Below are 25,331 nucleotides of genomic sequence, written 5' to 3' on the forward strand. Positions count from 1 at the left end.
GTGCTCAAGGCAACGCTGCGCAGCTTCCTCGCCCACAAGGGGCGGCTGCTTCTCTCGGCCCTGGCCGTCGTCCTGTCCGTGGCCTTCGTCGCGGGCAGTCTGATCTTCTCCGACACCGTCACCCGCACCTTCGACCGGCTCTTCGCCTCGACCGCCGCCGATGTGACGGTGGAGCCGAAGCAGGATCTGAAGTCGCCCGTGCGGACCGGCGCGGTGCAGACCGTGCCCGCCTCGCTCGCCCGGCGGCTGGCCGGGATCGACGGGGTCGCCGCCACCCGCGTGGACGCGGTCGTGCAGAACGTGGTGGTCGTCAACAACCGCAACGAATCGGTCGGCCCGACCACCGGCGCCCCCACCATCGCCCGCAACTGGGAGACCACCGACCGCAGTCCGGTGAAGCTGACCTCCGGTCACGCCCCGCACGGCGACGGCGAGGTCCTGCTGGACGCCGACACGGCCGGTCACAAGCATGTGCGGATCGGCGACGTGCTCACGGTGCAGGCCCAGCCGGGCACGTTCCATGTGCGGGTCGTCGGGATCGCCACCTTCACCACCACCAATCCGGGCGCGGCCCTGCTCTTCCTCGACACGCCCACCGCGCAGACCCGGCTGCTCGGCTCCACGGCCCGCGCGACCAGCATCTCGGTGGACGCGGCGAAGGGCGTCACCGACGCCGAGCTCAAGCGCCGCGTGGGCGAGGCGATCGGGACCGGTGCCGGGGCCGGCACCTACGACCTGAAGACCGCGGGCGAGCAGGCCAAGTCGGCCGCCGCCGAGCTCGGCGGGTTCCTGAAGGTCATCAAGTACGTGATGCTCGGCTTCGCCGGGATCGCGGTCCTCGTCGGCGTGTTCCTGATCGTCAACACCTTCTCCATGCTGATCGCCCAGCGCACCCGTGAGCTGGGGCTGCTGCGCGCCCTCGGCGCCGACCGCCGGCAGGTGCGGCGCTCGGTACTGACCGAGGCCGTGCTGCTCGGCCTGGTCGGGTCCACGCTGGGACTGGCCGCCGGGATCGGTCTCGCGGCCGGACTGATCAGGCTCATGAGCGCCTTCGGGATGAACCTGAAGACCACGGAGATGGTGATCGGCTGGGTCACGCCCGTCGCGGCGTACGTCGTCGGTGTCGGCGTCACCTTCGTGGCGGCCTATCTCCCGGCCCGCCGGGCCGCCACCGTGTCCCCGATGGCGGCCCTGGCGGACGCCGAGGTGGCCGGTGTGGGGCGGCCGTTGCGGGTGCGCGCGGTGGTGGGCGCGGTCGTCGGGACGGCCGGCGCGGCCGCGCTCGCCGGCTGCGCCGCCGCTGCCAGGACCGCGACCGCCGCCTCCCTGCTCGGGCTCGGAATCGTGCTCACCCTGATCGCCACCGTGGTCGCCGGACCGCTGCTGGTGCGCCCGCTGATCCGGGTGCTGGGCGGGGCCTTCCCGGCGCTGTTCGGCTCGGTCGGCCGGATGAGCCAGCGCAACGCCCTGCGCAACCCGCGCCGGACCGGTGCCACGGCGGCCGCCCTGATGGTGGGTCTGGCCCTGGTCGGCGGGATGTCGGTGGCCAGCGCCTCGATGACCCGGTCCTTCGACCACCAGATCGAGAAGACGCTGGGCGCGGACTTCGTCGTCCAGAACCGCCAGTTCCTGCCGTTCTCCTCGGACGTCACCGACAAGGTGCGCGGCACGCAGGGCGCGGGACTCGTCGTACGGCAGCGGCTCGCGGCGATCGCGGTGCGGCTGCCGGACGGCAAGCGCGTCGAGACGGCCGCCTCCGGCTACGACGGGCAGCTGGACGCCGTCGCGCACATCAAGTACGCGGCCGGGAACACCGCGGCGGCGCTGGCCGACGGGCACATGGCCATGGACGCCGGCTTCGCCCGGAAGCACGGCGTACGGGTGGGCACCGTGCTGCCCGCCGAGTTCCAGGGCGGACGCCGTACCGCACTGACGGTGGGCGCCCTGACCGACCAGGAGGCGGCCGAGGGTTTCGGCATGCAGGGCGGGCTGTACTTCGGCATCGGCACGGTCGACAAGTACGTGCCCGGCACGCAGGACGCCGCTCTGTATGTGAACGCCGCCCCCGGCACCGGCGCCGACCAGCTGCGCTCCCGGCTGGAGCGGACCCTGACTCCGTATCCCAATGTGCAGGTGCGCGACCAGGCCGACTACAAGAAGCTGGTCCACGACCAGATCGCGGTGCTGCTCTACCTGGTCTACGCGCTGCTCGGACTCGCCATCGTCATCGCGGTGCTCGGCGTGGTCAACACCCTCGCCCTGTCGGTGGTGGAGCGGACGCGGGAGATCGGGCTGCTGCGGGCCATCGGGCTCGGCCGGCGGCAGCTGCGGCGGATGATCCGGCTGGAGTCCGTGGTGATCGCCGTCTTCGGCGCGGTCCTGGGCCTGGCACTGGGGCTGGTCTGGGGCGTGTGCATCCAGCAGGTGCTGGCGCTGCAGGGCATGACGGCGCTGGCGATCCCCTGGGGCACGATCGTCGCCGTCGTGATCGGCGCGGCGGTCGTGGGCATCGTGGCGGCCCTGCTGCCGGCGTTGCGTGCCTCCCGCATGAACGTGCTGGCGGCGATCGCGCACGAGTGACGGAGCCGCGGCAGCGCTCCGGGACCCACGTGGCCGGGAGCCCCGGGACGGCTTCTTCTCGTTCGGGCCGTCCCGGGTGCATTCCGGCTCAGTCCCCGTGCCCCTCGCCGGCCGGGGACACCGAAGCCTCGCGGAAGGTCATCTGCCGGACACGTTCTGGCGCAGGTCGAGCACCGTGCGAAGCTTGCCGCTGGCCGGGGTCCGTTCGAAGGCGTCCATCGGCACCGTTTCCACCGTGAACGTCAGCAGCCCCTCCGCCTCGGCCGGGGCCAGCTCCGTCACCTCGGTGACGAAGGCCGCCCGGGCGGCAGCGGCATCGGGTGCGTACCGCTCGTCGAGGCGTACCGTCAGCCGCTCGCGGCCGGAGCCGGGGCCGACGAGCATCTGAACCTCCCCGTGGTAGCCGAGCCGTTCCTGCGCGGCCTGCACGAAGCGCCGGTAGTTGAAGAAGTAGGTGCCGACGCGCACGACGTCGCCGTAGCGCCCCAGGAGTTCCAGGCGGGGAACATGACTGCCGCAGGGACAGACGCCCGCGACCGCGCGGCCCAGGTCGCCGATCTCGTAGCGCTCCAGCCGCTGCCCGGCGCGCGTCCGCGAGGTGAACACCAGCCGGCCGGGTTCGCCGGGCACCACCGGCCGGTCCTGGTGCGGGTCGAGGATCTCCAGCGTGTGCAGGTCGGTCAGCACGTGGTGCACCGAACCCGTGGACTCGGTGCACTGGTAGCCCAGGGGCCCCAGGTCGGTGCTGCCGTAGGCGGCCGAACGGATCACCTCGACTCCGAACTCCTCGGTCAGCACCCGGCGTTGCTCGGCGGTGAAGTGCTCGCCGCCGTAGAACACCGTGCGGATCCCGCCGTAGGCGCGGAACCGGTCCGCCTCGGCGTGGAAGAGCTGCCACAGGTAGGACGGCATGCCGAGGACGGTGTCCGCCCGGTGAGTGACCAGCGCTTCGGCGACCGCGGCGTGGTCGGGTCCGGCGGCCATCGGGATCTGGGTGGCGTTCAGCCGCTCCAGGATGGAGAAGAAGCTGATGAAGCTGCCGTACATGCCGCCGCAGTAGAACAGGTTGGCCGCCCGGTCCCGGGCCGGGTCGAAGCCGGCGGCGAGCAGCCCGTCGGCGGCGGCGCGCATCTGGTTGTCATAGTCGTCGCAGGTGAACACCGACAGCGCGGGCGCGCCCGTGGAGCCGCCGCTGCGGAAGTACAGGTGCGCGTACCGGGGGTCCAGCGACGCCAGGGCGCGCTGCACGCCCTCCTTGCCCAGCAGGGGCCCGTCCGGCGCGGGGGACAGCACCGGCGGCGTCACCAGGTCGTCCAGGCAGGCCACCGCCCGGAACTCGGCGCCGGGTGCGCGCACTCCCACCCGCCGGCTGTAGCGCTGCAACGCGTAGACCCCGTCGTGCGGTTCGCCCTCGTAGCCCTCCAGCATCGAGCCGATCGGGGTGACCCGGGTGACCCCCGCGGCGAACAGCGCACGGGAGAGTTCGGCCACGTCCGCCCGGCCGCCGCCGATCGCCGCGGTCTGCAGGTAGCGGCGCATCGGCCGCAGCGTCGCGGTGACCGCGTGCCGGGGCAGCGGCTTCACCCAGACGCTGCGATGCAGCGGGGATGCGCTCAGTGCCGGACGGCTGTCCGCCAGCACCCGCCAGGAACCGTCGTCAGCGGCGATCACCCGGGTCAGGCCGAGGTGCTGTTCGAGCCGGGCGAGCTGCTCCGTGGTCGTGATCTCGGCCTGCTCCGCCATGTCGGGCAGCGGCGCCCGCCGGGTGCCGGAAACCTTCGCCAGCCGCTCGGCGAACCGCCCGGCGAACGCGAATGCGTCCTCGGTGCTCTCGGTGTCCAGATAGACCACCTGAGGGCTGGAGCAGGCCTGCTGCTCGAAGCGGCACACGTCCTCGGCGAGCGCGTCGAGGGTGGCCTCGTCGGCTGCGGCCCGGGGGGTGAGGTAGGCGAAGGAGATCCGGTGTCCCCACTCCACGACCCGGCAGCCGGGCGGCGCCAGGTCGCTCACCGCCCGTACGGCCTCCTCCCCACCCCACGCGGCGATCGCGTCCGCCTGCCCGCACAGCGTTTCCAGCCACTGCCGGCGCGAGGAGGGGAAGCGCAGGGCGACGACCCGTTCTGCGATCAGCCCCGTCGGGTCGGCGTCCCCCAGCGCGGCGAGCAGCTCGAGCGCGAACGGGGTGTCGTCGCCGCTGGTCTTGAGCACGTTGAGATTCCCGGCCAGCAGGCCCTCGACGACGCTCAGCGGCGCCACCGTGGCGGCGTTGCCCGGCGCGATGTGCACCAGGAGTCCGACGGGGGCCCAGGACTCGTACACCGGCTCGCGGGCGTCCGGCCTCGTCAGCCGCTCGGGGCGCAGGCCGCCCAGCTCACGGCGGAGCTTGCGTTCCAGGGCCTGCCGGGCGAGCGCGGCGGCCAGCTCACCGAGGGTGGTGCCGGCGTCGTCCGCGGGCAGGTGCGCCGCCAGCCGGGCGCGCAGCGCGCAGGCGGGACCGGTCAGTTCGGCGCTCAACGCGGCGCAGGCGTCGAGCACCACGTCCGTGGGCAGCGGACGCGCCAGGACCCGCCCGGTCAGCTCCGGCAGTGCGGCGAGCTGCCGGCCGGCCTCGGCGTCGTCGACGAACCGGCCCTGCCAGAGGTGGAGCGCGGAAGCGGTGGTGGTCACGACATTCCCTTCAGGAGTTCGGCGGCGGCGACCGCGCAACTGCGGTTACGGCTCACCCCGGCCCGGCCGTGCACGGTGAACCAGTCGGTGGACAGCGGACAGCCGCACTCCTCGCCGGGGTGCAGCGATGCCAGGTCGCCCATCACCACGCTGTGCGCGGGCACCGAGGTGATGTACGGGCTGACCAGGTGCAGGAAGCCGCGTTCGCCGTAGGGCAGCGGACGCAGCGTGGCCGTGTCGCGGACGGCGGCGCGCGACCAGACCGGCACGTGCAGCCGGTGCAACGCGCACTCGACGTACGGCACGCAGTGCTCGACGGAGCCGAAGGTGTCGCGGACGCGATCACCGGGGATGCCGAGGCGCTCGGTGACCTCGGCGTAGAACTCGTCCTTGCCGATCCGGCGGTCCGCGTGGCCCTTCCAGCCGCCGCCCAGCACCACCAGCGAGCCCTCGGGCAGCCGCAGCGGCGGCAGGCCCTGGGCCCTCATCCGCTCCAGGGTGAAGTGCAGGAAGGCGGGGAAGCCCAGGATGCGTACGGGCACGTCGTCCTCGGCGTACCGGTGGAGCGCATCGATGCAGCCGTGCACATCGAACTCGTGGCCCGAACCGGTGTGCCGCAGCGCGTGCGTGGTGTGCCGCGCCGGGGCGAAGTCGCACAGGTAGTTGTCGGTGAAGGAGGTGCCCAACTTCACGGAGGGCGCCGGCTCGTAGCTGTAGAGCAGGTAGTTGACCGGTTGGCCGGGGGTGATCCAGCCGTAGTGGTCGAAGATGCGGGCCACCATCCGCTGCGCCGAACGGATGGTCCACTGGTCGAAGAACATCTGCGACTTCTGGCCGGTGGTGCCCGAGGAGGTCAGGTGCAGGAACACCTCCTCGTGGGGGATCGACAGCACCTCGTGGCGTTTGAAGAAGGCGGCGGGCACCAGCGGGGTGCGCACCCGCGGGCCGACCGTGGGCGCGGGTGCCTCCGGCGGCTCCTGGAGCAGGGAGCCGAAGAACGGGGAGCGGTGTGCGTGCCAGGCATTGGTCTCGGCCATGGCGGCGGCGAACAGTTCGTCGGTCGCGGCGCCGGTCGCGTACGGCGTCACCAGGTCGCACAGCCGCTGCACATGGGTGAGTGCCGTCGGGTCGGGGACCTGGACGGGAGCGAGATGGGCGTTCATCGGGGCACCTCGTGGCGGGGCAGGTAGGTGGAGGTCCAGGCGCTCAAGTAGGCGCTCAGGTAGGGCTGGAGCAGCGCGCTGACGGCAGCCGTCCGGAAGTCGATCTGACGGTTGGTCCGGGACAGCACGACGTAGTCGTGGAGGCGGTCGCCGATGCGGCGCATGGCCGGGTACACGGCGCTCGGGACGAAGCCCGAGGCCAGGAAGACCTCCAGCGCTGCGGTGTCGGCGAGCGGCAGCAGCGCCTCGGCGTAGTCCGCGCCGGCCCGGGTGACCGCCGTCATCACGGCCTCCAGCGCGCCGTCGACGGCTGCCGGACGCGGATGCACAGCCACCAGGGCGCAGCTGCCCCCCACCGGGTCGAGGTCGGCGTACACCTCGAAGCCGCCGTCGGCCGCGACGAGCATCGCATTCGGCGTGTGCAGCGGGAAGAAGCGGTCGCCGGCGTCGGGAAGACGCTGGAGGAAGCGGCGGCGCACGAAGGCCGGGGCCGCGATCAGCTCGATGGGCTCGGCACGGTTGACGGCGCGGCCCGCAGGGGTCTCGGGGCGGGAGGCGGCGCGTCGGGTACCGGCGTAGTCGATGCCGGTGCCCGAGGACGCCGCCGACAGCAGCCACCCGAGAGGTTGCGGCACGCACTCCACCGCGGCGCGGCGCTCCAGCACGCCGTCGGCGTAGCGGGCGAACAGCGCCAGGCTCTCGCATCCCTCGACCTCGACCGCATTCGGCATCAGGCCGAGCGGCCGGAAGCCGTTGCGCACGACGACCTGCTGCGGGCCCTCGGTGACGACGCGGACGGTGGCGTACACAGAGTCGAGCCCTCTGGCGCCGAACGCCTCCTCGCACACGGCGCCGGTCAGCCGGGAGGCCAGTCCCCCGCCCCGGTGGCCGGGGTGCACGGCGAGGCCGACGAGCTTGCCGATACGACTGCCCGGTTCGGTCTGCACCACGGCGGAGCCGACCAGGTCGCCCCGGGTGGTGCGGGCGGTGAGCCAGTGCGCGGTGCCCTCGGTGATCAGCCGGCGCATGACGGCCGGGTCGCTGCCCAGCGGCACCGGGTAGCCGTGCCCGTACACGTCGAAGTACAGCTGCCGCAGCTCGGCGATGTCGTGGACCGCGGCCGGCGAGAGGAGAACGGTCATGACGCGTCTCCCGTCGGCGTGACCTGGTGTGCGGGGACGGTGGACTGTTCCCGCCCCGCACGGGGCGCCGGCCCGGTGGAGGGTTCCGGACGAGCGGGACGCACCGTTTCGGCCGGTGGCTCCGATCCGGCCGACGACTCCCATCCGGTCGCAGGCTCCGGACCGGTGGTGTCCGTACGGCGGCCCAGCCACCACAGCGCCAGCGCGACCGGGGCGAGTCCCGCGCCCTGCGCCAGGCACAGCGTGCGGGCCGCCAGATGGTCGCCGAGCGCCCCGAAGACCAGCGAGGAGACGGGAAAGGCGGCGCCGAGCAGTGCCTGCATCACAGTGAAGAAACCCGGCTTGTCGTCGGCGGGCACCAGCCGCTGGAACAGGGCGACGAACCGGACGCCGATGACGCCGACGCAGCAGCCGACGACGGCCAGCGAGCCGAGCGCCACCGCCCGCCCGGTGAGCAGGCCCGGCAGGCCGAGGGCGGCCGCCGTCGCGGCCAGGCACGCGCTGCCCACGGTGACCGGGCGGCCCGGAAGGCGCCCGCCGGCGAAGGAGCCGAGGAGCGTGCCCACGCCCAGGGCGGCCTCCAGCGAGGCCACGGTCGAACCGGTGGCGTGCAGCACGCCCCGCGTATAGAGGGGCATGACGACGTAGACGGCGGTGGTGAAGACATTGGCGGCGGCGAAGCACAGCAGGACACGGCGGATGAACGGCAGCCCGGTCAGGACGTGACGCAGTGTCCGCCGCCCGGCCGTGGCAGCGCCCGCCGGGCCGCGCGGCCCGGTGGCGCGTGGGAAACGGGCGGAGGAGACCAGCAGGGCCGCGAGCAGGTACGCGCCCGCGCACCCGGCGACGACGCCCGCCAGGCCGCCCGCGTCGACCACCAGGGGGCCGAGCAGCCCACCGGCGAGTCCGGCGATCGACTGGGTGGACAGTTCGAATCCGGTGGCCGCCTCGATGTCCGCGTCGTCGACGAGTTCGGGCACCGAGGTGGTCAGGCAGGGATCGAAGAGGGCCTGGCAGGCCGCCAGCGCCAGACCTGCCGCGAAGGCGGCGGCCACGGGCAGTGTCCCGGCCTGGGCGCAGGCGGCGGTGGCCGCGGCGACGAAGCCCGCCGCGGCGGCCGCCGCGGTCAGCACCGTGCGCCGGGTGTGGCGCGCGACGACGCGGGCGATCACCGGTGCGAAGGCGACGGCGGGCAGGGTGCTCACCGTGAGGAAGAGGCCCGCGCCGAGCCCGCGGTGGTCACCACCCCCGAACTGGACGAGCCACCAGACCACGCCGACCTGGAACATCCGGCTCGCCGCCTGGGTGAGCAACTGGCCGGCCCAGACGGTGCCGAAGGACGGGTTGCGCAGCACGAGGGGCAGCCGTCGTGTGCGCGCGGCCGGTGCGCTCATGAATGCGGCCGTTCGTCGACCACGCGGACCAGCTTGCCCGAGCGGGCGTTGACCGCCAGGTCCCGGTGCCGTACCCATTCGGCGGTGAGCGGGTTGATGTGGCCGGCACTGGTCGCTCCGGCGTAGAACGGACGCTGGTCGAGCACCGCCCGGATCAGCGATTCGCCCAGCGCCGCGTGCCGGTCCGCCGGTTGGGCCGTCGCCAGACGCAGCACCAGCCCGTCCCGGCCACCCTGACGGCGGACCACGAGTTGCAGGCCGGTCACCTCACCGGCCTTGTCGGCCGCCGTGACGATGTCGTGCACGTCCTGCGTGTGGAGGGAGACGGGGCCGACCCGGACACCCTCGTCGGCCCGGCCGAGGATCCGGAAGACGCCCGCTTCCCGGTCCAGCCATTCGGCCCGGTCGCCGGCCGGGTAGCGCAGTACCGGCATCAGCCGTCGGCGCAGGTCGGTGACGATCAGCCGTCCCGGCGTGCCCTCGCCGACCGGCCGGTCGGCGTCGTCGAGGATCTCCACCACGGTGTACGGGGTGAACGCGCGGTGCACTCTGGGGTCGGCGCCGGGTATCGCCTCGCCGAGCAGTCCGGCGTCCACGCTCGCGTAGCCCAGGGAGCGGGCCTCGGCGTGCGGGAACGCCGCCTTCAGCACGGGGAGTTGGTCGCCGAACAGGCACTCGCCGCCGAAGAACAGCAACTCCACGTCGGGCAGAGTGCGACGGGCCGCGGTGAGGCGCTCGGCGAACGAGCAGAGCGTGGTCGGCGTGCCGGCGACGACCTGCGCCCGGAATTCCTCCAAGGTGGCCGCGGTGGATTCCCAGGGGGCAGCACCGCCGATGGGCAGGCGCACGTTGGTGACCGGGGAACGGTGAAGTGAATCGAGAATGAAGCTGAAACTGGCGTACAGGTCACCCGCGTAGAACAGGTCGGCCACCCGGTGTCCCGGCCGCAGTCCTGCCGTGACCATTCCGGCACCGAATGCCGTGGTGAAATCCCGCCATTCCGTGCGGGTGAAGCAGGAGAACTTCGGGGAGCCTGTGGTGCCGCCGCTGCGGAAGACGACCGCCTCGTCCAGCGGCGCGGTCAGCAACCTGTTGTCGCGCGGTGAGTTGGCCCGCCAGAATTCTGCCTGAGGAACCACCGGAAGATCCGTGAGAGATGCCGTGCGGTCCGGAAGGTGCGCGTAAAGCTGCTGGTAGAAGGGCGAGTTGCGACGGGCGAAGCGTATCAGCTCCGCAAGAGATTGAACGGGCATCAATTCCTGCTCAAGGGCATGCTTGACAGCCGTCGGAAACCGAAAACACCGACGGCAATGGGACGGAGGCAGTTCGCTCCGCGAAGGGGGTACGTGCGCTGATGATGTGGTCCGGTCGAGCGCCCGCGGAGAACTGGGGCGCCCGGAGTCAAGGGTATCTCATCATTCGGAACACGCTTGCATCAACCGGCAAGCTGTGAACGGGTCTTCCTCGGCGCACTGCGACGAATTTCGGCGGCGTTCGGTTCCGTCGGCGCGAGAGGCGGCCGTCACAGCGCGAATTGGTTTCATCGTCAAATTTCGAGCGCTCCTGCCGTCGTCCGGCAGGCCACGGACGAGTGGCACGCGTGGCACGCGCGGCTCACCGTCTTGCGCACCGGTCCACAAGTCCCGCACCCGCCCGGAAGTCCCGCCCCCGCCCGGAAGCGGAAGGCCCCCTCGCGGCCGGCCGGTGACGGGCTGGAGCGCACATGCCGTGGCACCGGGTGGCCTCCGCGATGGGAACCCCGCCGCCATTGACGGTCCGTCTCTTTGGCAAATCGCCGGGTGCGCCCGAAGTACGCGCTGTTACCGTCACTGGGCACCAGACCCGGCACCTGCGGCGAGTGGACCCGTCGTGCCGGGCAACGGGGATGTCCCTCCGCCCCACTGAACAGGGTCGGTACCGCCGTGACCAGCGCGTGCCCGGCGCGACCTTGGGTCGCCCCCACCGGAGGGAAGCACAGTGAGGAGCAGGTCGGTGCCCATGCAGAACTTCACACACTCACCACGCACTTCCCGGCGGGAGCATGCCCGGCGCTGGAAGCGGTCGAAGTTGTCGATCGCCCTGATCGGCGGTCCGGTGATCCTCGCAGTCGTCGCCGGATCGGTGTTCGCTGCGGGCAGCGGTCATCATCACCGGCAGGGAAGCCTGGCAGCCTCCGCGCAACGGACGCCGGCCGGCAAGCCGGATCCGAACTGCACGCTGCTGGTCCCCGACCACCCCCTTACCGCCCGGGGCCTGGCCACGCCCTACGAACTCGTCGCGACGGACCCGGCGAAGGGGCCGTGCCACGAGGCCAATCCCGATCAGTCGGCATTCGTGGAAGCCGCGATCCTCACCAAGGGCGGCAAACTGACCATCTTCAACCCGCTGGTGATCGACAGAGGAACGAGACCAGCCGCGCCCACCGCTCGGCCCTCGGTGCCGAAGGGCTCGACGGTAGGCATATGGTTCGGTTTCAACAATGCCGATCTGACGCTGCGGACGAGCGGTCGCTCCCACAGCCTCACCCAGGGCAAATGCGTCAACGGCGTGCCGGGATCCATCTTCGGCCAGTTCGCGTACTGCAACGCGCCGGCCTTTTTCCGGGCCGCCAAGGCCCGGATGACCGAAAAGCGCCTCAAGATCCCGGCGCTCGGGACCGCCAAGGACGGCTTGCCCTGCCCGACCACGAGGGACTTCTCCGTCGTGGACCAGGACGGAAGCGACAACGTGGTAACCCACTACCTCGCCGACGCCCGCGGCCGGATCGCCCAGAACAACGCCGCGAGCAGAGCGGCCATGAGAAGGGCCGCGCGGCTGGCCAACCGCGGCGACCGCCGCCATCGTCACAACGGCAAGCCCAGGTGGGCGGCCACCAGTACCCCGACGGATCTGGCCAACGGCAGCGACAACCTGCTGCTGACCCAGTTCATGGACCCGGCGCTGGGATGCAAGCCGTTCACCGCGCCCAACCAGTCCAGCGACGGCCGGGCCACTTCCGCCCTGGCACTGGACGAGTTGTCCGCCGCGGCCCGTCAGAAGGCGCCCATCGCGCTGGTCCCGCGGAATGACCCGATGACGCTTCTCGACGGCCACAGCAGCGTCGAGAAGACCAACGCGTACCGCGCGGGAGTCGACATGCCTGCGATCGGTGCCGGCCACGACGGTGACGGAGCGGCCTTCTGCACGACCCTCTTCCGTGACCCGGCCGGCATCCAGCGCGTCTTCAAGGACAAGGCGCTCTTCCGGAAGGCGCCCTCTCCGGACCCGGGCACGGCACCGAACCTCTTCGCCTTCCTCGCCGCACGCGCCAACCAGACGTTCACCAACCTGGGCTGCGACCGGCTCCTCGACGTTGCCGACCCCGTCACCCTCACGACGAACCGGGACGGCCTGGTCACCGACGCGGTGCTGACACCGCTCGGCCAGACGCCCCCCTCGGCCGACCCCACGGCCCCCTCGGCCGACCCCACGGACAGCGTGCCTCCGTCCCCGTCCCCGTCCGCATCGCCGACCATTCCGTCAGCCTCCGCCAGCGCCACCCCCACCGCCACCGCAAGCGGCGGTCCGGCAGCGCCGGCCACCGCACCCACAGCACCCACCGCACCCACCGCACCCACCGCGTCCTGAGGACATCCTCCGGCAGCGCCGCCCCGCCACGGGAAACCGTTGGCGGGACGGGCCGGCGCTCTGCTTGGCTCGCACCATGAGCGATCTTCACATTCGCTGCGCCACCCTCTCGGACATCGACACCGTGCTGCGGTTCTGGCGTGAAGCCGCGGCAGGAACGAGCATCAGCGACGATCGCGACGGTGTGGCCCGACTCGTCACGACCGACCCCGAAGCCCTGCTCCTCGCAGAGCGCGGCGGCCTGCTCGCAGGAACCGTCATAGCCGGCTTCGACGGATGGCGGTGCTCCGCCTACCGACTTGCCGTCCACCCGAACCACCGCAGGCAAGGCATCGCAACCGCCCTGCTGGAAGCAGCCGAACAACGGTTCGCCGCCCTGGGAGGGCGAAGGGTCGACGCCATGGTCCTGGAGGTCAACGAACGGGCACACCAGATGTGGGCCGCGGCCGGCTACCAGCGCGAGGACCAGTGGCGACGCTGGGTGAAGTCCCTGGCAGACTGAGATTCCGGCTTTCTTTGCCCATCCTTTACCATTGGAGGATCACTCGGTCCACCATGAAAGGTTGTGAGCGTCCGCCCATGGGCGAACCTCCCCGTGCGCGACATCGCGCGATCGCCCCTGCCCTGTCCGACCATGGGACGGGGGTGACCCGATGACCGAAGTGCTCCTGTTGCTTGTGGCGGTCCTGCTGTCCCTGGCCTGCGGCGCCTTCGTCGCGGCCGAGTTCTCGCTGACCACCGTGGACCGCGGAGCCCTGGCGCGGGCCGTCGAGCGCGGCGAGCACGGTGCGGCGGGCGCCCTGAAGGCCGTACGGAACCTGACGTTCCAGCTCTCCGGGGCGCAGCTCGGCATCACCGTCACCAACCTGGTGGTCGGCATGCTCGCCGAGCCCTCGATCGCCAGGCTCATCGCGGGCCCGCTCGAGTCGCTGGGCTTCTCGCCGTCGGCCGCGAGCTCGTTGGCGCTGGTCCTGGGCACCGCCCTGTCCACGGTGTTCCTGATGGTCGTGGGCGAGCTGGTGCCCAAGAACTGGGCGATCTCCTCGCCACTGGCCGTGGCCAAGCGGGTGGCCACCCCGCAGCGGTGGTTCAGCGCCACGTTCCGCCCCTTCATCACCCACCTCAACAACACGGCGAACCGCGTGGTGCGCCGGCTCGGGGTGGAGCCCGCAGAGGAACTGGCCTCCGCACGCAGCCCCCAGGAGCTGGCGGCACTCGCCCGGCACTCCGCCAGGGAAGGCGCCCTGGCGGCGGACACCGCCGAGCTGTTCGTGCGCACCCTCAACCTGGCCGACCTGACCGCGGAGAACGTGATGACCCCGCGTGTGCAGGTCGTCGCCCTGGACGCCCAGGCGACCTGCGAGGACGTGGCGAACGCGACCCGCGCGACCGGGCTGTCCCGCTTCCCCGTCTACCGCGGCAGCCTCGACTCGGTGGTCGGGACCGCCCACGTGAAGGACGTACTGGCGGTGCCCGCCGACCGCCGGATACGCATCCGGGTCTCCGAGATCATGCGCGAGCCGCTCCTCGTCCCCGAGTCACTGACCGTCGACCGGCTCCTGGACCGGCTGTCCGGCAGGCGCACGATGGCGGTCGTCATCGACGAGTACGGCGGCACGGCGGGCGTGGCGACGCTGGAGGACATCGTCGAGGAGGTCGTCGGCGAGGTGCGGGACGAGCACGACCCCCACGAGACGCCGGACCTTGCCCCGGCCGGGGCCGACGCCGAGGGCCGCGCCCTGTACTCGGCGGACGGCTTCGCGCGGGTGGACCAGCTCGCGCGCGTCGGACTGCGCGCTCCGGAGGGGCCGTACGAGACGCTCGCGGGCCTCGTCGCCACCGAGCTCGGCCGGATCCCCGAGATCGGCGACGTCCTGCAGGTCGGCGACTGGCGGCTGGACGTGGTGGACGCGAGCGGACGCCGGGCCGCGCGCGTACTGCTGCACGCACCGCTCGACGACGCGGGGGCCGGTCAGGAACAGCGGGCCGGGAAGGACCACAAGACCGGCAGGAAGACCGGCAGGAAGGACGACGGGAGGACCGGCAGCGACAGGAAGACCGGCAGGAAGGACGGCAAGAAGGACGTGGTGCCCGAGAAGCACCTGGGCGCGCAGAAGACGGAGAAGAGGGCCGACCGGTGACCGGCGTACAGATCCTGATCGGTCTGGCGAGCCTGGTCGTCAACGCCTTCTTCGTGGGCTCCGAGTTCGCTCTGATCTCGGTGCGCCGCAGCCAGGTCGAGCAGTACGTCGAAGAGGGGGCGGAGGGCGACCGGCGCGCGAAGAGCGTGCTGTGGGGCCTGGAGCACGTCTCCGCGCTGCTGGCGGCGGCCCAGCTCGGCATCACCCTGTGCACACTGGTCCTCGGTGTGGTCGCCGAGCCCGCGATCGCGCATCTGCTGGAGCCGGTGTTCCACGCGGTGGGCGTGCCGGCGAGTGCCGGACACGCGGTGTCGTTCGTGATCGCGCTGACGCTGGCGACGTATCTGCACATGCTGCTCGGCGAGATGGTGCCGAAGAACATCGCGGTCGCGGAGCCGGTGCGCAGCGCGCTGATGCTCGGCCCGCCGCTCGTCGCGCTGTCCCGGGCGCTGCGCCCGGTGATCTTCACGGTGAACGCCTTCGCGAATGTGCTGCTGAAACTGCTGCGGGTGGAGGCCAAGGGCGAGGTCTCGGCGACGTTCACGGACGCGGAGCTGGCCGAGATCGTCAAGGACGCCAGCGAGGCCGGTCTCATCGACGACCGGGCGCAGGAGCGGCTGCACGACGCGCTGGAGCTGGGCAGCCGGCCCGTGCGCGACGTGGTGCTTCCGCTGGAGCGGGTCGTCTACGCACGACTCGGTGTCACCCCGGAACAGCTGGAGAGGCTGTCGGCCGACTCCGGCTTCTCCCGCTTCCCGGTGGTCGACGAGGGGCGCCGGATCGTCGGGTACCTGCACGTGAAGGACGCGCTGGACGCCTCGCCGCGCAATGAGCCGTTCCGGCTGCGGGACATGCGGCCCATCGCCCGGGTCCGGGAGGGCACGCCGCTGGACGACGTGCTCACCGCGATGCGGGGCAGCCGTACGCACCTCGCGGCAGCCATCGGCGCGGACGGGCGACTGGCGGGCCTGGTGACCATGGCGGACGTGCTGCGGGAGCTGTTCGGACAGCAGGTCTGAGCGGGCCGTCGCGGAATTCCCCGCCACGACCGACCGCTTGGTATGTGAGTGGGATCGCGGGTTACCATCGCTCACGCCATGCAGACGAATCCCACATACAGCAGCCTGGTCGCGGTCGGCGACTCCTTCACCGAGGGCATGTCGGACCTGCTGCCCGACGGTTCGTACCGGGGCTGGGCCGACCTACTGGCGGCCCGTATGGCCGCCCGCACACCCGGGTTCCGGTACGCCAACCTCGCCGTGCGCGGCAAGCTCATCGGGCAGATCGTCGACGAGCAGATCGAGGTCGCGGCGGCCATGCGGGCCGATGTGGTGACACTGGTCGGCGGGCTGAACGACACCCTGCGGCCCAAGTGCGACATGGGCCGGGTCCGGGGCCTGCTGACCGAGGCGGTGGAACGCCTGGCTCCGGCGTGCAAGCAGCTCGTGCTGATGCGCAGCCCCGGTCGCCAAGGCCCCGTCCTGGAGCGCTTCCGGCCGCGCATGGAGGAGCTGTTCGCCTGCGTCGACGGACTCGCCGAGCGGCACGGCGCGCTCGTCGTCGACCTGTACGGCGCTCCGTCGCTGGCCGACCCTCGCCTGTGGGACGTGGACCGGCTGCATCTGACCGCCGAGGGCCATCGCCGGGTCGCGGAGGCGGTGTGGCAGACGCTCGGGTACGAGGCCGAGGACCCGCAGTGGCGTACGCCCATGCCGGCGGCCGTGCCGCCGGGCTGGGTCACCCGGCGGGCCGCAGACGCCCGGTTCGCCCGGCAGCATCTGCTGCCGTGGATAGGACGGCGTCTGACGGGCCGCTCCTCCGGCGACGGCCGGACAGGCGCCCACTTTTGCGCTGAGCTGGGCAAAGCCTTCTGGGTCACCCCTGCGGACCACACAAACCCCGGCCCTGTGACGGACTGGCGACGGGTGGAGTACTAACCCGGAACCCCGCCCGGCTGCCATGCACCGATGAAGAGCATCCGCTGTGCCGGGCTGCGCCCGACGCATACGCCCGAAGTGCTGATCTCACGAGGCCGGATCGACGAGCAACTGGGAAAGATCGCCGGTCTCGCGCCTCTCGACGAACGCCGCAAGGCGTTCAGGCTGCTGATCGCGGTGCTCACGATTGCCGACGCGCGACGCCGCGAGCGCTTCTGCTCCGGCGGCCGCAGTCACCGGTGGCACAAGCTGTCCCCGACGCCTGACAACCCAGCACCGTACTCCTGAAGGCCAGTTCCCCCTTGAGCGTCTTCTGCGGAGCGGACCAGTCCCACCAGAAGTCCCAGTGATGAGCCCCGGTGATCGGCTCAGAGTACGCGGCCGGCCTGCCGCAGCAAAGGGCTCACGGCACTGGTCTTCAGGGGACCGATGAGGATCTTCTCTGCCTGCTCAACGACTGGCGCAGGACACTAGCGCCGCTTGCGCTTCTTCTTGCTCCGGTTGTCGGCGCTCGGCTTGGCACCGCTCGGCCGGCCGGGCGCCGTCGGGTTCGCCGCGGCCTCGCGCAGGCCGATCCGGCGAGTCCGCCAGACAGCCAGCTCCCACAACCCGATCGCGACGCCGACTCCCACGACGCCGAAGGGGAGGGAGCTGAAGTCGGCATCGGCGGGCTGCGGGGCCAGCCAGCCGCTCGGGTCCACCAGCAGGTCCTCGGTGGTGCCCGCGTCCTCCGTGCCGTTGCAGCCCATGCCGACGATGTTGGCGTGGTCCATCGGCCTGCCGTCGGTCCGTTTCAGCCTGCAGTGGTAGATCGGGCCGGTCTTGCCCTCGGTGGTGTACACCGAGGTGATCCGCACCTCGATACGCCCCCCCTGGCTCTGCATCAGCGCGGCCCGGAAGACCAGCCCGGAGCCGAGCACGACGGCTAGTCCGGTGATCAGCCCGGCGAAGAACACCCACCCCTTGGTCGCGGTCGCCATCAGCACCGCGATCGCGAGGGCCACGGTCAGCACACCGAGGATCAGCGCCGCCGGAAACCAGTCCGGGCTGGTGCCGAGCACGCCGATGGCCACCATCAGCAGGGGGACGAGCGCGGCTACGCAGGCGAGCCGCCGCACCACGTGCGGGGGCCAGGCCACGTTCTTCCGGGACCCGGGCGCCATCAGCGGCCCTCGAACCGGCGCAGCCCGACCCGCCGGGACAGCCAGACCAGCAGCTCGAAGAGCACCAGTACCACCGGCAGGGCCCACGCGGCGATGTCGATCCCGCTGTAGTCCGTCTCGGCCGGCTCCGGCGCCGTCCAGCCGTGCGGGTCGACGAGCACGTCCTCGGTCTGCCCGACTTCCATCGCCCCGTCGCAGGAGTCGTTGCCCAGCTCGGCGTGCTTGAGCGGCTTGCCGTCGACCCGCCCCAGAAGGCAGGTGTACTCCGGCCCGTGCTTGCCCTGGTACGTCTTCACCGAGGTGACCCGCACCTCCACCCGCTGCCCTTGGTGCGCCATCACCTCCGCCTGCAGCACCGGCCCCGGCCCGGACAGCGCGGCGATCCCCACGATCACCCCGCCGACGATCAACCACCCGTTCGGCGCTGCGATGATCATCAGCGAGAGAGTCGCGATCAGCGCGAAGGTCCCGAGCACCAGTCCGAGCCCGCTCCAGTCCGGATTGGCGGCCAGCAACGACAGTCCGACGATCACCGGCGGACCGAAAAACGCCATCGTGGTGAGGCGGCGGACCTGCCGGGACGAGGTGGCGGTGGCTGTTCGAGGCACGGCGTCAGTGTGACGAACGGGGTCGTCAGGCTGGAGCGTGGGGTCCGTTACTACAGTCGTCGCTCGCGATGAGCACCTGTGATCCGAGCGATGTGGCATGCCTGGCGCACCGGGCACCGGCCATGGCATGAGGAGATGTTCTGGCCCGGCGAGCGTGCGATGGCCTAATTCTGCTCCTGCGGTGAGCAGTTCTGCCCCTCACGAAGGAAGCGCCGTACCCCGACTGGCGCGACAACCCGGTCCGCAGGGAGCGAGCCGAAGGACCTGAACCGGTGAAGTGCACGTATGTCGGAGGTGACGTATTCCTCTGGGGCGGTGGAGCTTTACTGGCGGGGTGGCGTCCGAGGGCGATGGTGGTGCTGCCCTTCGCAGTGCGGTGGACGTCGTCCGTCTTGAGGGTGGAGATGCGGGTGGTCTTGGCGCCGTAGAGCAGGACGAGTGCCCCGGCTGCCCGGACGTCGGCGGGCAGGTCGGTCTCGCTGACGCATCGGGTGAGCAGGGCGACCTGCTTGTCCTGCTAAACGAAAGTTCGCCCGGTTCGCTGTCGTGGCATCCGGCGACGGCCGCCCGGCTGAACGGCCCGAGCTGCTCCCCTGCGAGGACCTGGCCTGGCCGGCCTGCGAGGAGCCGGCCTGGCCGGCGGTGGCGGCCAGCGCGGCCCTCGTAGCTTCCGACGAACAACCCCATGGCGCTGGCCTGCACGAATCGCCAGTAGAATCCGTACACGTGACTTCCGCTCCCGCCAAGCCCCGCATCCCGAACGTCCTCGCCGGACGCTACGCCTCCGCCGAGCTCGCCACGCTCTGGTCGCCCGAGCAGAAGGTGAGGCTGGAGCGCCGGCTCTGGCTCGCCGTCCTGCGTGCCCAGAAGGACCTCGGGATCGAGGTGCCGGACGCGGCGATCGCCGACTACGAGCGCGTCCTCGACCAGGTCGACCTGGCCTCCATCGCCGAGCGTGAGAAGGTCACGCGGCACGACGTGAAGGCGCGGATCGAGGAGTTCAACGACCTCGCCGGGCACGAGCACGTGCACAAGGGGATGACCTCCCGCGACCTGACGGAGAACGTCGAGCAGCTGCAGATCCGCCTCTCGCTGGAGCTGATGCGCGACCGTACGGTGGCGGTGCTGGCGCGCCTGGCGAAGCTGGCCGCGCAGTACGGCGAGCTGGTCATGGCCGGCCGCTCCCACAACGTGGCCGCACAGGCCACCACCCTCGGCAAGCGCTTCGCGACCGCGGCCGACGAGCTGCTCGTCGCGTACGGGCGGGTGGAGGAGCTGCTGGGCCGCTACCCGCTGCGCGGCATCAAGGGTCCGGTCGGCACCGCGCAGGACATGCTGGACCTGCTCGGCGGCGACGCGTCGAAGCTCGCGGAGCTGGAGCGGCGCATCGCCCACCACCTCGGCTTCTCCCAGGCGTTCACCTCGGTCGGCCAGGTCTACCCGCGTTCCCTGGACTACGAGGTCGTCACCGCGCTGGTGCAGCTGGCGGCGTCCCCCTCCTCGCTGGCCAGGACGATCCGGCTGATGGCCGGGCACGAGCTGGTCACCGAGGGCTTCAAGCCGGGCCAGGTCGGTTCCTCGGCGATGCCGCACAAGATGAACACCCGCTCCTGCGAACGCGTCAACGGCCTGATGGTGATCCTGCGCGGCTACGCCTCGATGACGGGAGAGCTGGCGGGCGACCAGTGGAACGAGGGTGATGTGTCCTGCTCGGTGGTGCGCCGGGTCGCGCTGCCGGACGCGTTCTTCGCGCTGGACGGTCTGCTGGAGACGTTCCTGACGGTGCTCGACGAGTTCGGTGCCTTCCCCGCGGTGATCGACCGTGAGCTGGACCGCTACCTGCCGTTCCTGGCGACCACCAAGGTGCTGATGGGCGCGGTGCGGGCCGGGGTCGGCCGGGAGGTCGCCCACGAGGCCATCAAGGAGAACGCGGTGGCCACCGCGCTGGCAATGCGCGAGCAGGGCGCCGAGCGCAACGACCTGCTCGACAAGCTCGCCGCCGACAACCGGCTCCCGCTCGACCGCGGGCAGCTGGCGGCGCTGATGGCCGACAAGCTGTCCTTCACCGGCGCGGCCGCCGACCAGGTCGGCGTGGTCGTGGGGCGGGTCGAGGAGCTGGTGAAGCAGCACCCGGAGGCCGCGGGCTACACCCCGGGGGCGATCCTCTGACCCGCTTCACCCCGGCGGAGCTCGAGGCCGCCCGCGACCGCCCGGTGCCGGACGTGGTCGCGGACGGCCTCCGTGTGCTGTTCTGCGGGATCAACCCGGGGCTGATGACGGCCGCGACGGGCCACCACTTCGCCCGCCCGGGCAACCGCTTCTGGCCGGTGCTCCACCGGTCGGGGTTCACCCCGAGGCTGCTGAAGCCGTCGGAGCAGGGCGAGTTGCTGTCGTACGGGCTCGGCATCACCAACGTCGTGGCGCGGCCGTCGGCCCGGGCCGACGAGCTGACCGTTCAGGAGTACCGCGAGGGCGGGCGGCTGCTGGCGCAGAAGGTCGCGCGGCTGCGGCCCAGATGGCTGGCGGTGGTCGGCGTCACCGCCTACCGAACCGCCTTCGACGACCGCAGGGCCCAAGTGGGCCCGCAGGAGAGGGAGATCGGCGACACGCGTGTGTGGGTGCTGCCGAACCCCAGCGGGCTGAACGCGCACTGGACGGCGGAGACGATGGCGGAGGAGTTCACGCGGCTGCGGCTGGCGGCGGAGGGTTCGTAGCGGTCGCGGGGGGGGCGCGGCGGGTCCGGTGGCGCGGCGGGTGCGGCGGGTCGGGCGGTCGCGGCGGGTCAGGTCGGGTCGCGGCGGGTGCCGCGGGGTCAGGGCGGGTCTATGTCGGTGACGACCGCGAGCAGTTGGAACGGCCACTCCTTGTCCCACTGGGAGACGCCCAGGGCTATCCACCGGCCGGCCTCCTCCGACCGCCAAAGCTGGACGTCCGGCACGTGCCCGCAGAGCGAGGCCCACGGCTCCTCCAGCCGCTCCCCCTCCATGGTCCGTGTGAACACGCTGTACAGGCTGAACACCTGGGGCGGTCCCCAGCGGGCGCTCAACCGCTCCGCCAACCCGTCCCGGTCGCACTCGTACTGCTCCGCCGTCTCCTCGCGCCGGGTGCCGTCGTCCTCCCAGAACTCCTCGCTCGTCTCCAACTCGGCCATCCAGTAGCCGGGTCCGGCCGCGCCGACGTCCGTTCTGGTGGGCTCGGCGGGAAACGTCCCGGAGCACAGCCGGTCGATCACGGCGAGAGCCTTCGCGATGTCCATGCGTTCCAGTAAACCGGCCGCCACTGACAATTGGCGGTGCGTCAGGGACCTGGCCGGGCCGAAGGAACGGTGCCGGGTGGGTCGCGCGGCGGCGGGACCCGGCCCCGCGACCGGCCCCGCGACCGGCCCCCGGCCCGGGCCCGGCGCCGATCCGCACGGCGCCGCAGTCCCGGCACTCGCTGCTCCGGCCCGCGCCGAGTACGATCCGCCCAACACGCGCACGAGCTGGGAGGACGGACGGTGGGGCGGCTGACCGGCGGGGATCCCTCGCTGCTGCGAAGGATCAATTCCGCGGTGGTGCTGCACGCACTGCGTGCCACGGAGTGCGCGACGCTCACGGAGATCACCCGGGTGACCGGACTGTCCCGGCCGACGGTCGAGGGTGTCGTCGAGGACCTCATCGCGGGCGGTCTCGTCGTCGAGAAGGCGGCCGACGAGGGCGCCGCACGGCGTCAGGGCCGACCCGCGCGGCGCTTCCGGTTCCGGGCCGAGGCCGGGCATCTGCTCGGCCTCGAGATCGGCGCGCACCGCGTGGCCGCGCTGCTGGCCGACCTGGACGGCCGGGTGCTCGGCGCCCAGGCCAAGGACGTGGACGAGACCGTACAGGCCGACGAACGCCTGGAACGGCTGCGCACCGCGGTCGCCGAGCTGCTGCGCCGGACAGGTGTCCCCCGCGGCTCCCTGCGGGCCGTCGGGGTCGGCACGCCCGGGATCGTGGAGGCGGACGGCACCGTACGCCTGGGCACCGCGCTGCCCGGGTGGACGGGGCTGCACCTGGGCGAACGGCTGCGCCGCTCCTTCAAGTGCCCGGTGCTGGTCGAGAACGACGCGAACGCCGCCGCGGTCGCCGAGCACTGGAAGGGCGCCGCAACCGACTCCGACGACATGGTCTTCGTACTGGCCGGGCTGAGCCCGGGCGCCGGGTCGCTGATCGGCGGGCGGCTGCACCGCGGGTACGGCGGGGCCGCGGGAGAGATCGGCGCGCTGCATCTGCTGGGGCGGGAGGTGACGCCCGAGACACTGCTTTCGACCACGGACCAGCCACTGCACCCCCTGGACGAGCAGGCGGTGGCGGCGGTCTTCGCACTGGCCCGCGAGGGCGACCGGCGGGCCCTCGCCGCCATGGAGCGCTTCATCCAGCGCCTCGTCCACGACGTGGCGGCGCTCGTGCTGGCCCTGGACCCGGAGCTGGTCGTCATCGGCGGGTGGGCGGCCGGTCTGGACGGCGTACTGGAACCGCTCCGCCGCGAGCTGGCCCGCTACTGCCTGCGCCCGCCCAAGGTGACCCTGTCGATGCTCGGCGAGGCAGCCGTGGCGACGGGCGCCCTGCGACTCGCGCTCGACCACGTGGAGAAACAGCTGTTCGCAGTGGAGGGCACGGCCACGGGTCGCCGCTGAGCCCCGGCACCGGCATCCACATCCACATCCACATCCGAGGACGCGTCCCGGATCACCTCCCTCCCCTCCCGGCAACGGTCTCGCGCTCCGGAGGTGTCCTGCTGCGGCCGGCCGAGCCCAGCAAGAAAGGACGGACCTCATCCGGGGCGCCGGCGAACAGCCGGCACGGGCCCCGGCCGCGCGCCCCGTGCCAGGGGCGCGCACCCGGCGTGGCGGTCGCGCACGCGCCGCCCCGGGTGGCCGCCCGCCACGGCGGCTACGAAGCCTGGCGTTCGGGGCCGTGGTGGATTTCCACGCTGCCCGAGTCGCCGAAGGTCAGCCGGCAGGTGTCGGCGCGGTACGTGGCGACGGAGAGGGCGGCGGTACGGCCCCCGGCGACGAAGCGGGTGGTGACGACGAGCACGGGCGCGCCCGGCAGCCGGTCGAGTTCCCTGGCGTCGTCCGCGCGGGCCGAGCCCAGTTCGACGGCGCGCTCCTGGCCCTCCAGGTCGAGGCGCTGCAGCTCGCGCAGCACGGTACGCGCGCGTGCCGGTCCGGACGGTGCGTCTATCCCGGTCAGGTCGGGCACCGACGAGGAGGGGATGTAGAGCAGCTCCGCCGCGACCGGCTGGCCGTGACTCACCCGGGAGCGGCGCACGGTGTGCACGGGCTCCTCCCGGTCGGTCTCCAGGGCGTCGGCGACGGCCGCCGGCGGGACCGACTGCGCGCAGTCCACGGGCTGCCAGGCGTCTCCGGCCGCTCCCGGCCAGGCGTGCTGCTCGGTACCGACGGCCACACCCACGCGGGGCGGGGCGACGGTCGTGCCGACGCCGCGGCGGCGCTGCAGCCTGCCCTCCAGCTCAAGCTGCTCCAGGGCCTGGCGGAGCGTGGCGCGGGCCACGCCGAAGCGGGCGGCGAGCTCCCGTTCGTTGGGAAGGATCTCGCCGACCGAGAACTCGGAGTCCAGTGCCTCACTGAGCACGGTCTTGAGATGCCAGTACTTCGGCTCCGGCACCGTTTCCAGCTGCGTGGTCCCCACCCTGTCCTCCGCAATCGCCGTGGTCCGGCGGCGTTTTAGCGCCCTTGTTTATTAAAGGTTGTTGTACTTATCTGCGACCATAGGGCGGCCCTCACCCTTGGTCAAGACCAATCCTCGATCCCCAGGACGGCGCACGGGTGGTGCGCAGCGCAGCGTTCACGAGGCGTTCGCACGAGGCCTTGTTCGTGACGGCACGGCAAAGCCCCCGTGGCGGTGACGGGGGCTTCGGCGGTCGCGGGGACGGGCCCGCACGGGTGTCTCAGGCGCCGGCCAGGGACACCAGCTTGTCGGGGTTGCGGATGATGTAGACGGCCTGGATGCGCCCGTCGGCGACGTCCAGTTGGAAGACGCTGTCGGGCCTGCCGCCGGACAGGACCAGCACGGCGGGGCCGCCGTTGAGTTCCAGGAAGCGCAGGGACAGGTCCAGGACGCCCTTCTGGGCCACGCCGACAAGGAAGCGGCCCACCCTGTCGGCGGTCTCCAGGACCCGCAGCGGCGCCTTCGACTTGCCGCCGCTGTCGCCCACCAGGCGGACGTCGGGCGCGAGCAGCTCCATCAGCCCGTCCAGGTCGCCGCCCGCCGCGGCGGCGAGGAACCGCTCGGTGAGGTCGCGCCGCTGGGCCGGGTCGACCTCGTAACGCGGCCGTCCCTCCTCGACATGCCTGCGGGCGCGGCCGGCCAGCTGGCGCACCGCGGGTTCGCCGCGGTCGAGCATGGCGGCGATCTCGGCGTAGGGATGGCCGAAGGCCTCCCTGAGGACGAACACCGCGCGTTCGAGCGGCGACAGCGACTCCAGGACCACCAGCACGGCGAGCGACACGGAGTCGGCGAGCACGGCACGCTCCGCCGCGTCCGGGACGGTGTCGGCAAATTCGGTGACCAGCGGTTCCGGCAGCCACGGGCCGACGTACGACTCGCCGCGCGCCTTGATCTGGCGGAGCCGGTCGATGGCGAGGCGGGTGGTGACGCGCACCAGGTAGCCGCGCGGCTCACGCACCGTGCTGCGGTCGGCGCCCGACCAGCGCAGCCAGGCCTCCTGGACCACGTCCTCGGCGTCCGTCACCCGCCCGAGCATGCGGTAGGCGACACCCATGAGCACGGGCCGCTGCGCTTCGAAGAGGTCGGTCTTGGTCTCGGTGGTCACCGCTCCATCCCAGCCGACGTCCCCGGCCCTGTCCAGGAGGACGCCATACGAAGAAGCCAGGGGTGCGGCGAGCCACCGGTGGCGGCGGGATCC

General features: G+C 72.0%; 20 protein-coding genes. 10 read left to right on the forward strand and 10 right to left on the reverse strand.

Annotation, left to right across the window (positions count from 1 at the left end; all coding sequences use genetic code 11):
* Complete coding sequence (locus tag ACH4UM_RS27800; protein WP_398184795.1) at positions 1-2,580, forward strand: ABC transporter permease; 2,580 nt, start codon at positions 1-3, stop codon at positions 2,578-2,580.
* A 138-nt stretch (positions 2,581-2,718) separates the two neighbouring features.
* Here ACH4UM_RS27800 and ACH4UM_RS27805 read toward each other — a convergent pair whose 3' ends face one another.
* Genes ACH4UM_RS27805 through ACH4UM_RS27825 form a run of 5 tightly spaced genes read right to left on the reverse strand, consistent with a single transcriptional unit; the run spans position 2,719 to position 10,085 of the window.
* Entirely contained in the window at positions 2,719-5,247 is a 2,529-nt protein-coding gene (locus ACH4UM_RS27805) for an acyl-CoA reductase (RefSeq protein ID WP_398184798.1), read from the reverse strand.
* The gene (locus ACH4UM_RS27810) at positions 5,244-6,410 is read right to left on the reverse strand and encodes an acyl-protein synthase (protein ID WP_398184801.1); all 1,167 of its coding nucleotides are present in this window, start codon (positions 6,408-6,410) and stop codon (positions 5,244-5,246) included. The genes ACH4UM_RS27805 and ACH4UM_RS27810 overlap by 4 nt, the downstream gene beginning before the upstream one ends.
* Positions 6,407-7,552, reverse strand: a complete 1,146-nt coding sequence (locus ACH4UM_RS27815) for a GNAT family N-acetyltransferase (protein ID WP_398184804.1) — start codon at positions 7,550-7,552, stop codon at positions 6,407-6,409. Before ACH4UM_RS27815 ends, ACH4UM_RS27810 begins: the two co-directional genes overlap by 4 nt.
* Entirely contained in the window at positions 7,549-8,946 is a 1,398-nt protein-coding gene (locus tag ACH4UM_RS27820) for an MFS transporter (RefSeq protein WP_398184807.1), read from the reverse strand. The genes ACH4UM_RS27815 and ACH4UM_RS27820 overlap by 4 nt, the downstream gene beginning before the upstream one ends.
* The gene (locus tag ACH4UM_RS27825; RefSeq protein ID WP_398184810.1) at positions 8,943-10,085 is read right to left on the reverse strand and encodes a phenylacetate--CoA ligase family protein; all 1,143 of its coding nucleotides are present in this window, start codon (positions 10,083-10,085) and stop codon (positions 8,943-8,945) included. Before ACH4UM_RS27825 ends, ACH4UM_RS27820 begins: the two co-directional genes overlap by 4 nt.
* Positions 10,086-10,944: 859 nt before the next feature.
* Here ACH4UM_RS27825 and ACH4UM_RS27830 point away from each other — a divergent pair.
* The 6 genes from ACH4UM_RS27830 (at position 10,945) to ACH4UM_RS27855 (ending at position 16,939) form a co-directional block, all read left to right on the forward strand.
* Positions 10,945-12,573, forward strand: coding sequence for a hypothetical protein (locus tag ACH4UM_RS27830; protein WP_398184813.1), 1,629 nt, complete (start codon positions 10,945-10,947; stop codon positions 12,571-12,573).
* Positions 12,574-12,649: 76 nt separating this feature from the next.
* Entirely contained in the window at positions 12,650-13,075 is a 426-nt protein-coding gene (locus ACH4UM_RS27835; RefSeq protein WP_398184816.1) for a GNAT family N-acetyltransferase, read from the forward strand.
* 151 nt (positions 13,076-13,226) lie between these two features.
* Positions 13,227-14,714 (forward strand): hemolysin family protein, encoded by a 1,488-nt coding sequence (locus tag ACH4UM_RS27840; RefSeq protein ID WP_398184819.1) that lies wholly within the window; start codon positions 13,227-13,229, stop codon positions 14,712-14,714.
* Positions 14,711-15,733: a hemolysin family protein gene (locus tag ACH4UM_RS27845; RefSeq protein ID WP_398184822.1), complete on the forward strand. Its 1,023-nt coding sequence runs from the start codon at positions 14,711-14,713 to the stop codon at positions 15,731-15,733. The genes ACH4UM_RS27840 and ACH4UM_RS27845 overlap by 4 nt, the downstream gene beginning before the upstream one ends.
* Before the next feature lie 78 nt (positions 15,734-15,811).
* Positions 15,812-16,651: an SGNH/GDSL hydrolase family protein gene (locus ACH4UM_RS27850; RefSeq protein ID WP_398184825.1), complete on the forward strand. Its 840-nt coding sequence runs from the start codon at positions 15,812-15,814 to the stop codon at positions 16,649-16,651.
* 30 nt (positions 16,652-16,681) lie between these two features.
* Entirely contained in the window at positions 16,682-16,939 is a 258-nt protein-coding gene (locus tag ACH4UM_RS27855) for a DUF5958 family protein (protein ID WP_398184828.1), read from the forward strand.
* Positions 16,940-17,121: 182 nt separating this feature from the next.
* Here the strand turns inward: ACH4UM_RS27855 and ACH4UM_RS27860 are convergent, their stop codons facing one another.
* Both ACH4UM_RS27860 and ACH4UM_RS27865 read right to left on the reverse strand, forming a co-directional pair.
* Positions 17,122-17,814 carry a hypothetical protein gene (locus ACH4UM_RS27860; RefSeq protein ID WP_398184831.1) on the reverse strand — a complete coding sequence of 231 codons (693 nt, stop codon included), beginning with the start codon at positions 17,812-17,814 and terminating at the stop codon, positions 17,122-17,124.
* Entirely contained in the window at positions 17,814-18,422 is a 609-nt protein-coding gene (locus ACH4UM_RS27865) for a hypothetical protein (RefSeq protein WP_398184834.1), read from the reverse strand. The genes ACH4UM_RS27860 and ACH4UM_RS27865 overlap by 1 nt, the downstream gene beginning before the upstream one ends.
* A gap of 726 nt (positions 18,423-19,148) precedes the next feature.
* Between ACH4UM_RS27865 and purB the strand changes: the two genes are divergently transcribed.
* Positions 19,149-20,591 (forward strand): adenylosuccinate lyase, encoded by a 1,443-nt coding sequence (purB, locus tag ACH4UM_RS27870; RefSeq protein WP_398184836.1) that lies wholly within the window; start codon positions 19,149-19,151, stop codon positions 20,589-20,591.
* Positions 20,588-21,136, forward strand: coding sequence for a G/U mismatch-specific DNA glycosylase (mug, locus tag ACH4UM_RS27875; RefSeq protein ID WP_398185094.1), 549 nt, complete (start codon positions 20,588-20,590; stop codon positions 21,134-21,136). Before purB ends, mug begins: the two co-directional genes overlap by 4 nt.
* A gap of 98 nt (positions 21,137-21,234) precedes the next feature.
* On the opposite strand, the gene ACH4UM_RS27880 is transcribed toward mug, so the two are convergent.
* Entirely contained in the window at positions 21,235-21,678 is a 444-nt protein-coding gene (locus ACH4UM_RS27880; RefSeq protein WP_398184839.1) for a hypothetical protein, read from the reverse strand.
* Between the two features lie 240 nt (positions 21,679-21,918).
* Here ACH4UM_RS27880 and ACH4UM_RS27885 point away from each other — a divergent pair, with 240 nt between their 5' ends.
* A complete protein-coding gene (locus ACH4UM_RS27885; protein ID WP_398184842.1) occupies positions 21,919-23,076 on the forward strand; it encodes an ROK family transcriptional regulator in 1,158 nt (385 codons plus the stop codon).
* Between the two features lie 256 nt (positions 23,077-23,332).
* Here ACH4UM_RS27885 and ACH4UM_RS27890 read toward each other — a convergent pair whose 3' ends face one another.
* Together ACH4UM_RS27890 and ACH4UM_RS27895 are read right to left on the reverse strand one after the other, a co-directional pair.
* On the reverse strand, positions 23,333-24,094 hold the full coding sequence (locus ACH4UM_RS27890) for a GntR family transcriptional regulator (protein WP_398184845.1): 762 nt from the start codon (positions 24,092-24,094) through the stop codon (positions 23,333-23,335).
* 259 nt (positions 24,095-24,353) lie between these two features.
* Complete coding sequence (locus ACH4UM_RS27895; protein WP_398184848.1) at positions 24,354-25,238, reverse strand: RNA polymerase sigma-70 factor; 885 nt, start codon at positions 25,236-25,238, stop codon at positions 24,354-24,356.
* Positions 25,239-25,331 lie beyond the last annotated feature (93 nt).

This window comes from Streptomyces sp. NPDC020801 (assembly GCF_044334385.1).
Lineage (GTDB): Bacteria > Actinomycetota > Actinomycetes > Streptomycetales > Streptomycetaceae > Streptomyces.

Excerpts from the sequence above, each read along its gene's own strand:
- ACH4UM_RS27810 (WP_398184801.1), bottom strand. The coding sequence starts at position 6,410 with ATGAACGCCCATCTCGCTCCCGTCCAGGTCCCCGACCCGACGGCACTC.
- ACH4UM_RS27815 (WP_398184804.1), bottom strand. The coding sequence starts at position 7,552 with ATGACCGTTCTCCTCTCGCCGGCCGCGGTCCACGACATCGCCGAGCTG.
- ACH4UM_RS27820 (WP_398184807.1), bottom strand. The coding sequence starts at position 8,946 with ATGAGCGCACCGGCCGCGCGCACACGACGGCTGCCCCTCGTGCTGCGC.
- ACH4UM_RS27830 (WP_398184813.1), top strand. The coding sequence starts at position 10,945 with ATGCAGAACTTCACACACTCACCACGCACTTCCCGGCGGGAGCATGCC.
- ACH4UM_RS27835 (WP_398184816.1), top strand. The coding sequence starts at position 12,650 with ATGAGCGATCTTCACATTCGCTGCGCCACCCTCTCGGACATCGACACC.
- ACH4UM_RS27840 (WP_398184819.1), top strand. The coding sequence starts at position 13,227 with ATGACCGAAGTGCTCCTGTTGCTTGTGGCGGTCCTGCTGTCCCTGGCC.
- ACH4UM_RS27850 (WP_398184825.1), top strand. The coding sequence starts at position 15,812 with ATGCAGACGAATCCCACATACAGCAGCCTGGTCGCGGTCGGCGACTCC.
- ACH4UM_RS27855 (WP_398184828.1), top strand. The coding sequence starts at position 16,682 with ATGAAGAGCATCCGCTGTGCCGGGCTGCGCCCGACGCATACGCCCGAA.
- ACH4UM_RS27860 (WP_398184831.1), bottom strand. The coding sequence starts at position 17,814 with ATGGCGCCCGGGTCCCGGAAGAACGTGGCCTGGCCCCCGCACGTGGTG.
- ACH4UM_RS27880 (WP_398184839.1), bottom strand. The coding sequence starts at position 21,678 with ATGGACATCGCGAAGGCTCTCGCCGTGATCGACCGGCTGTGCTCCGGG.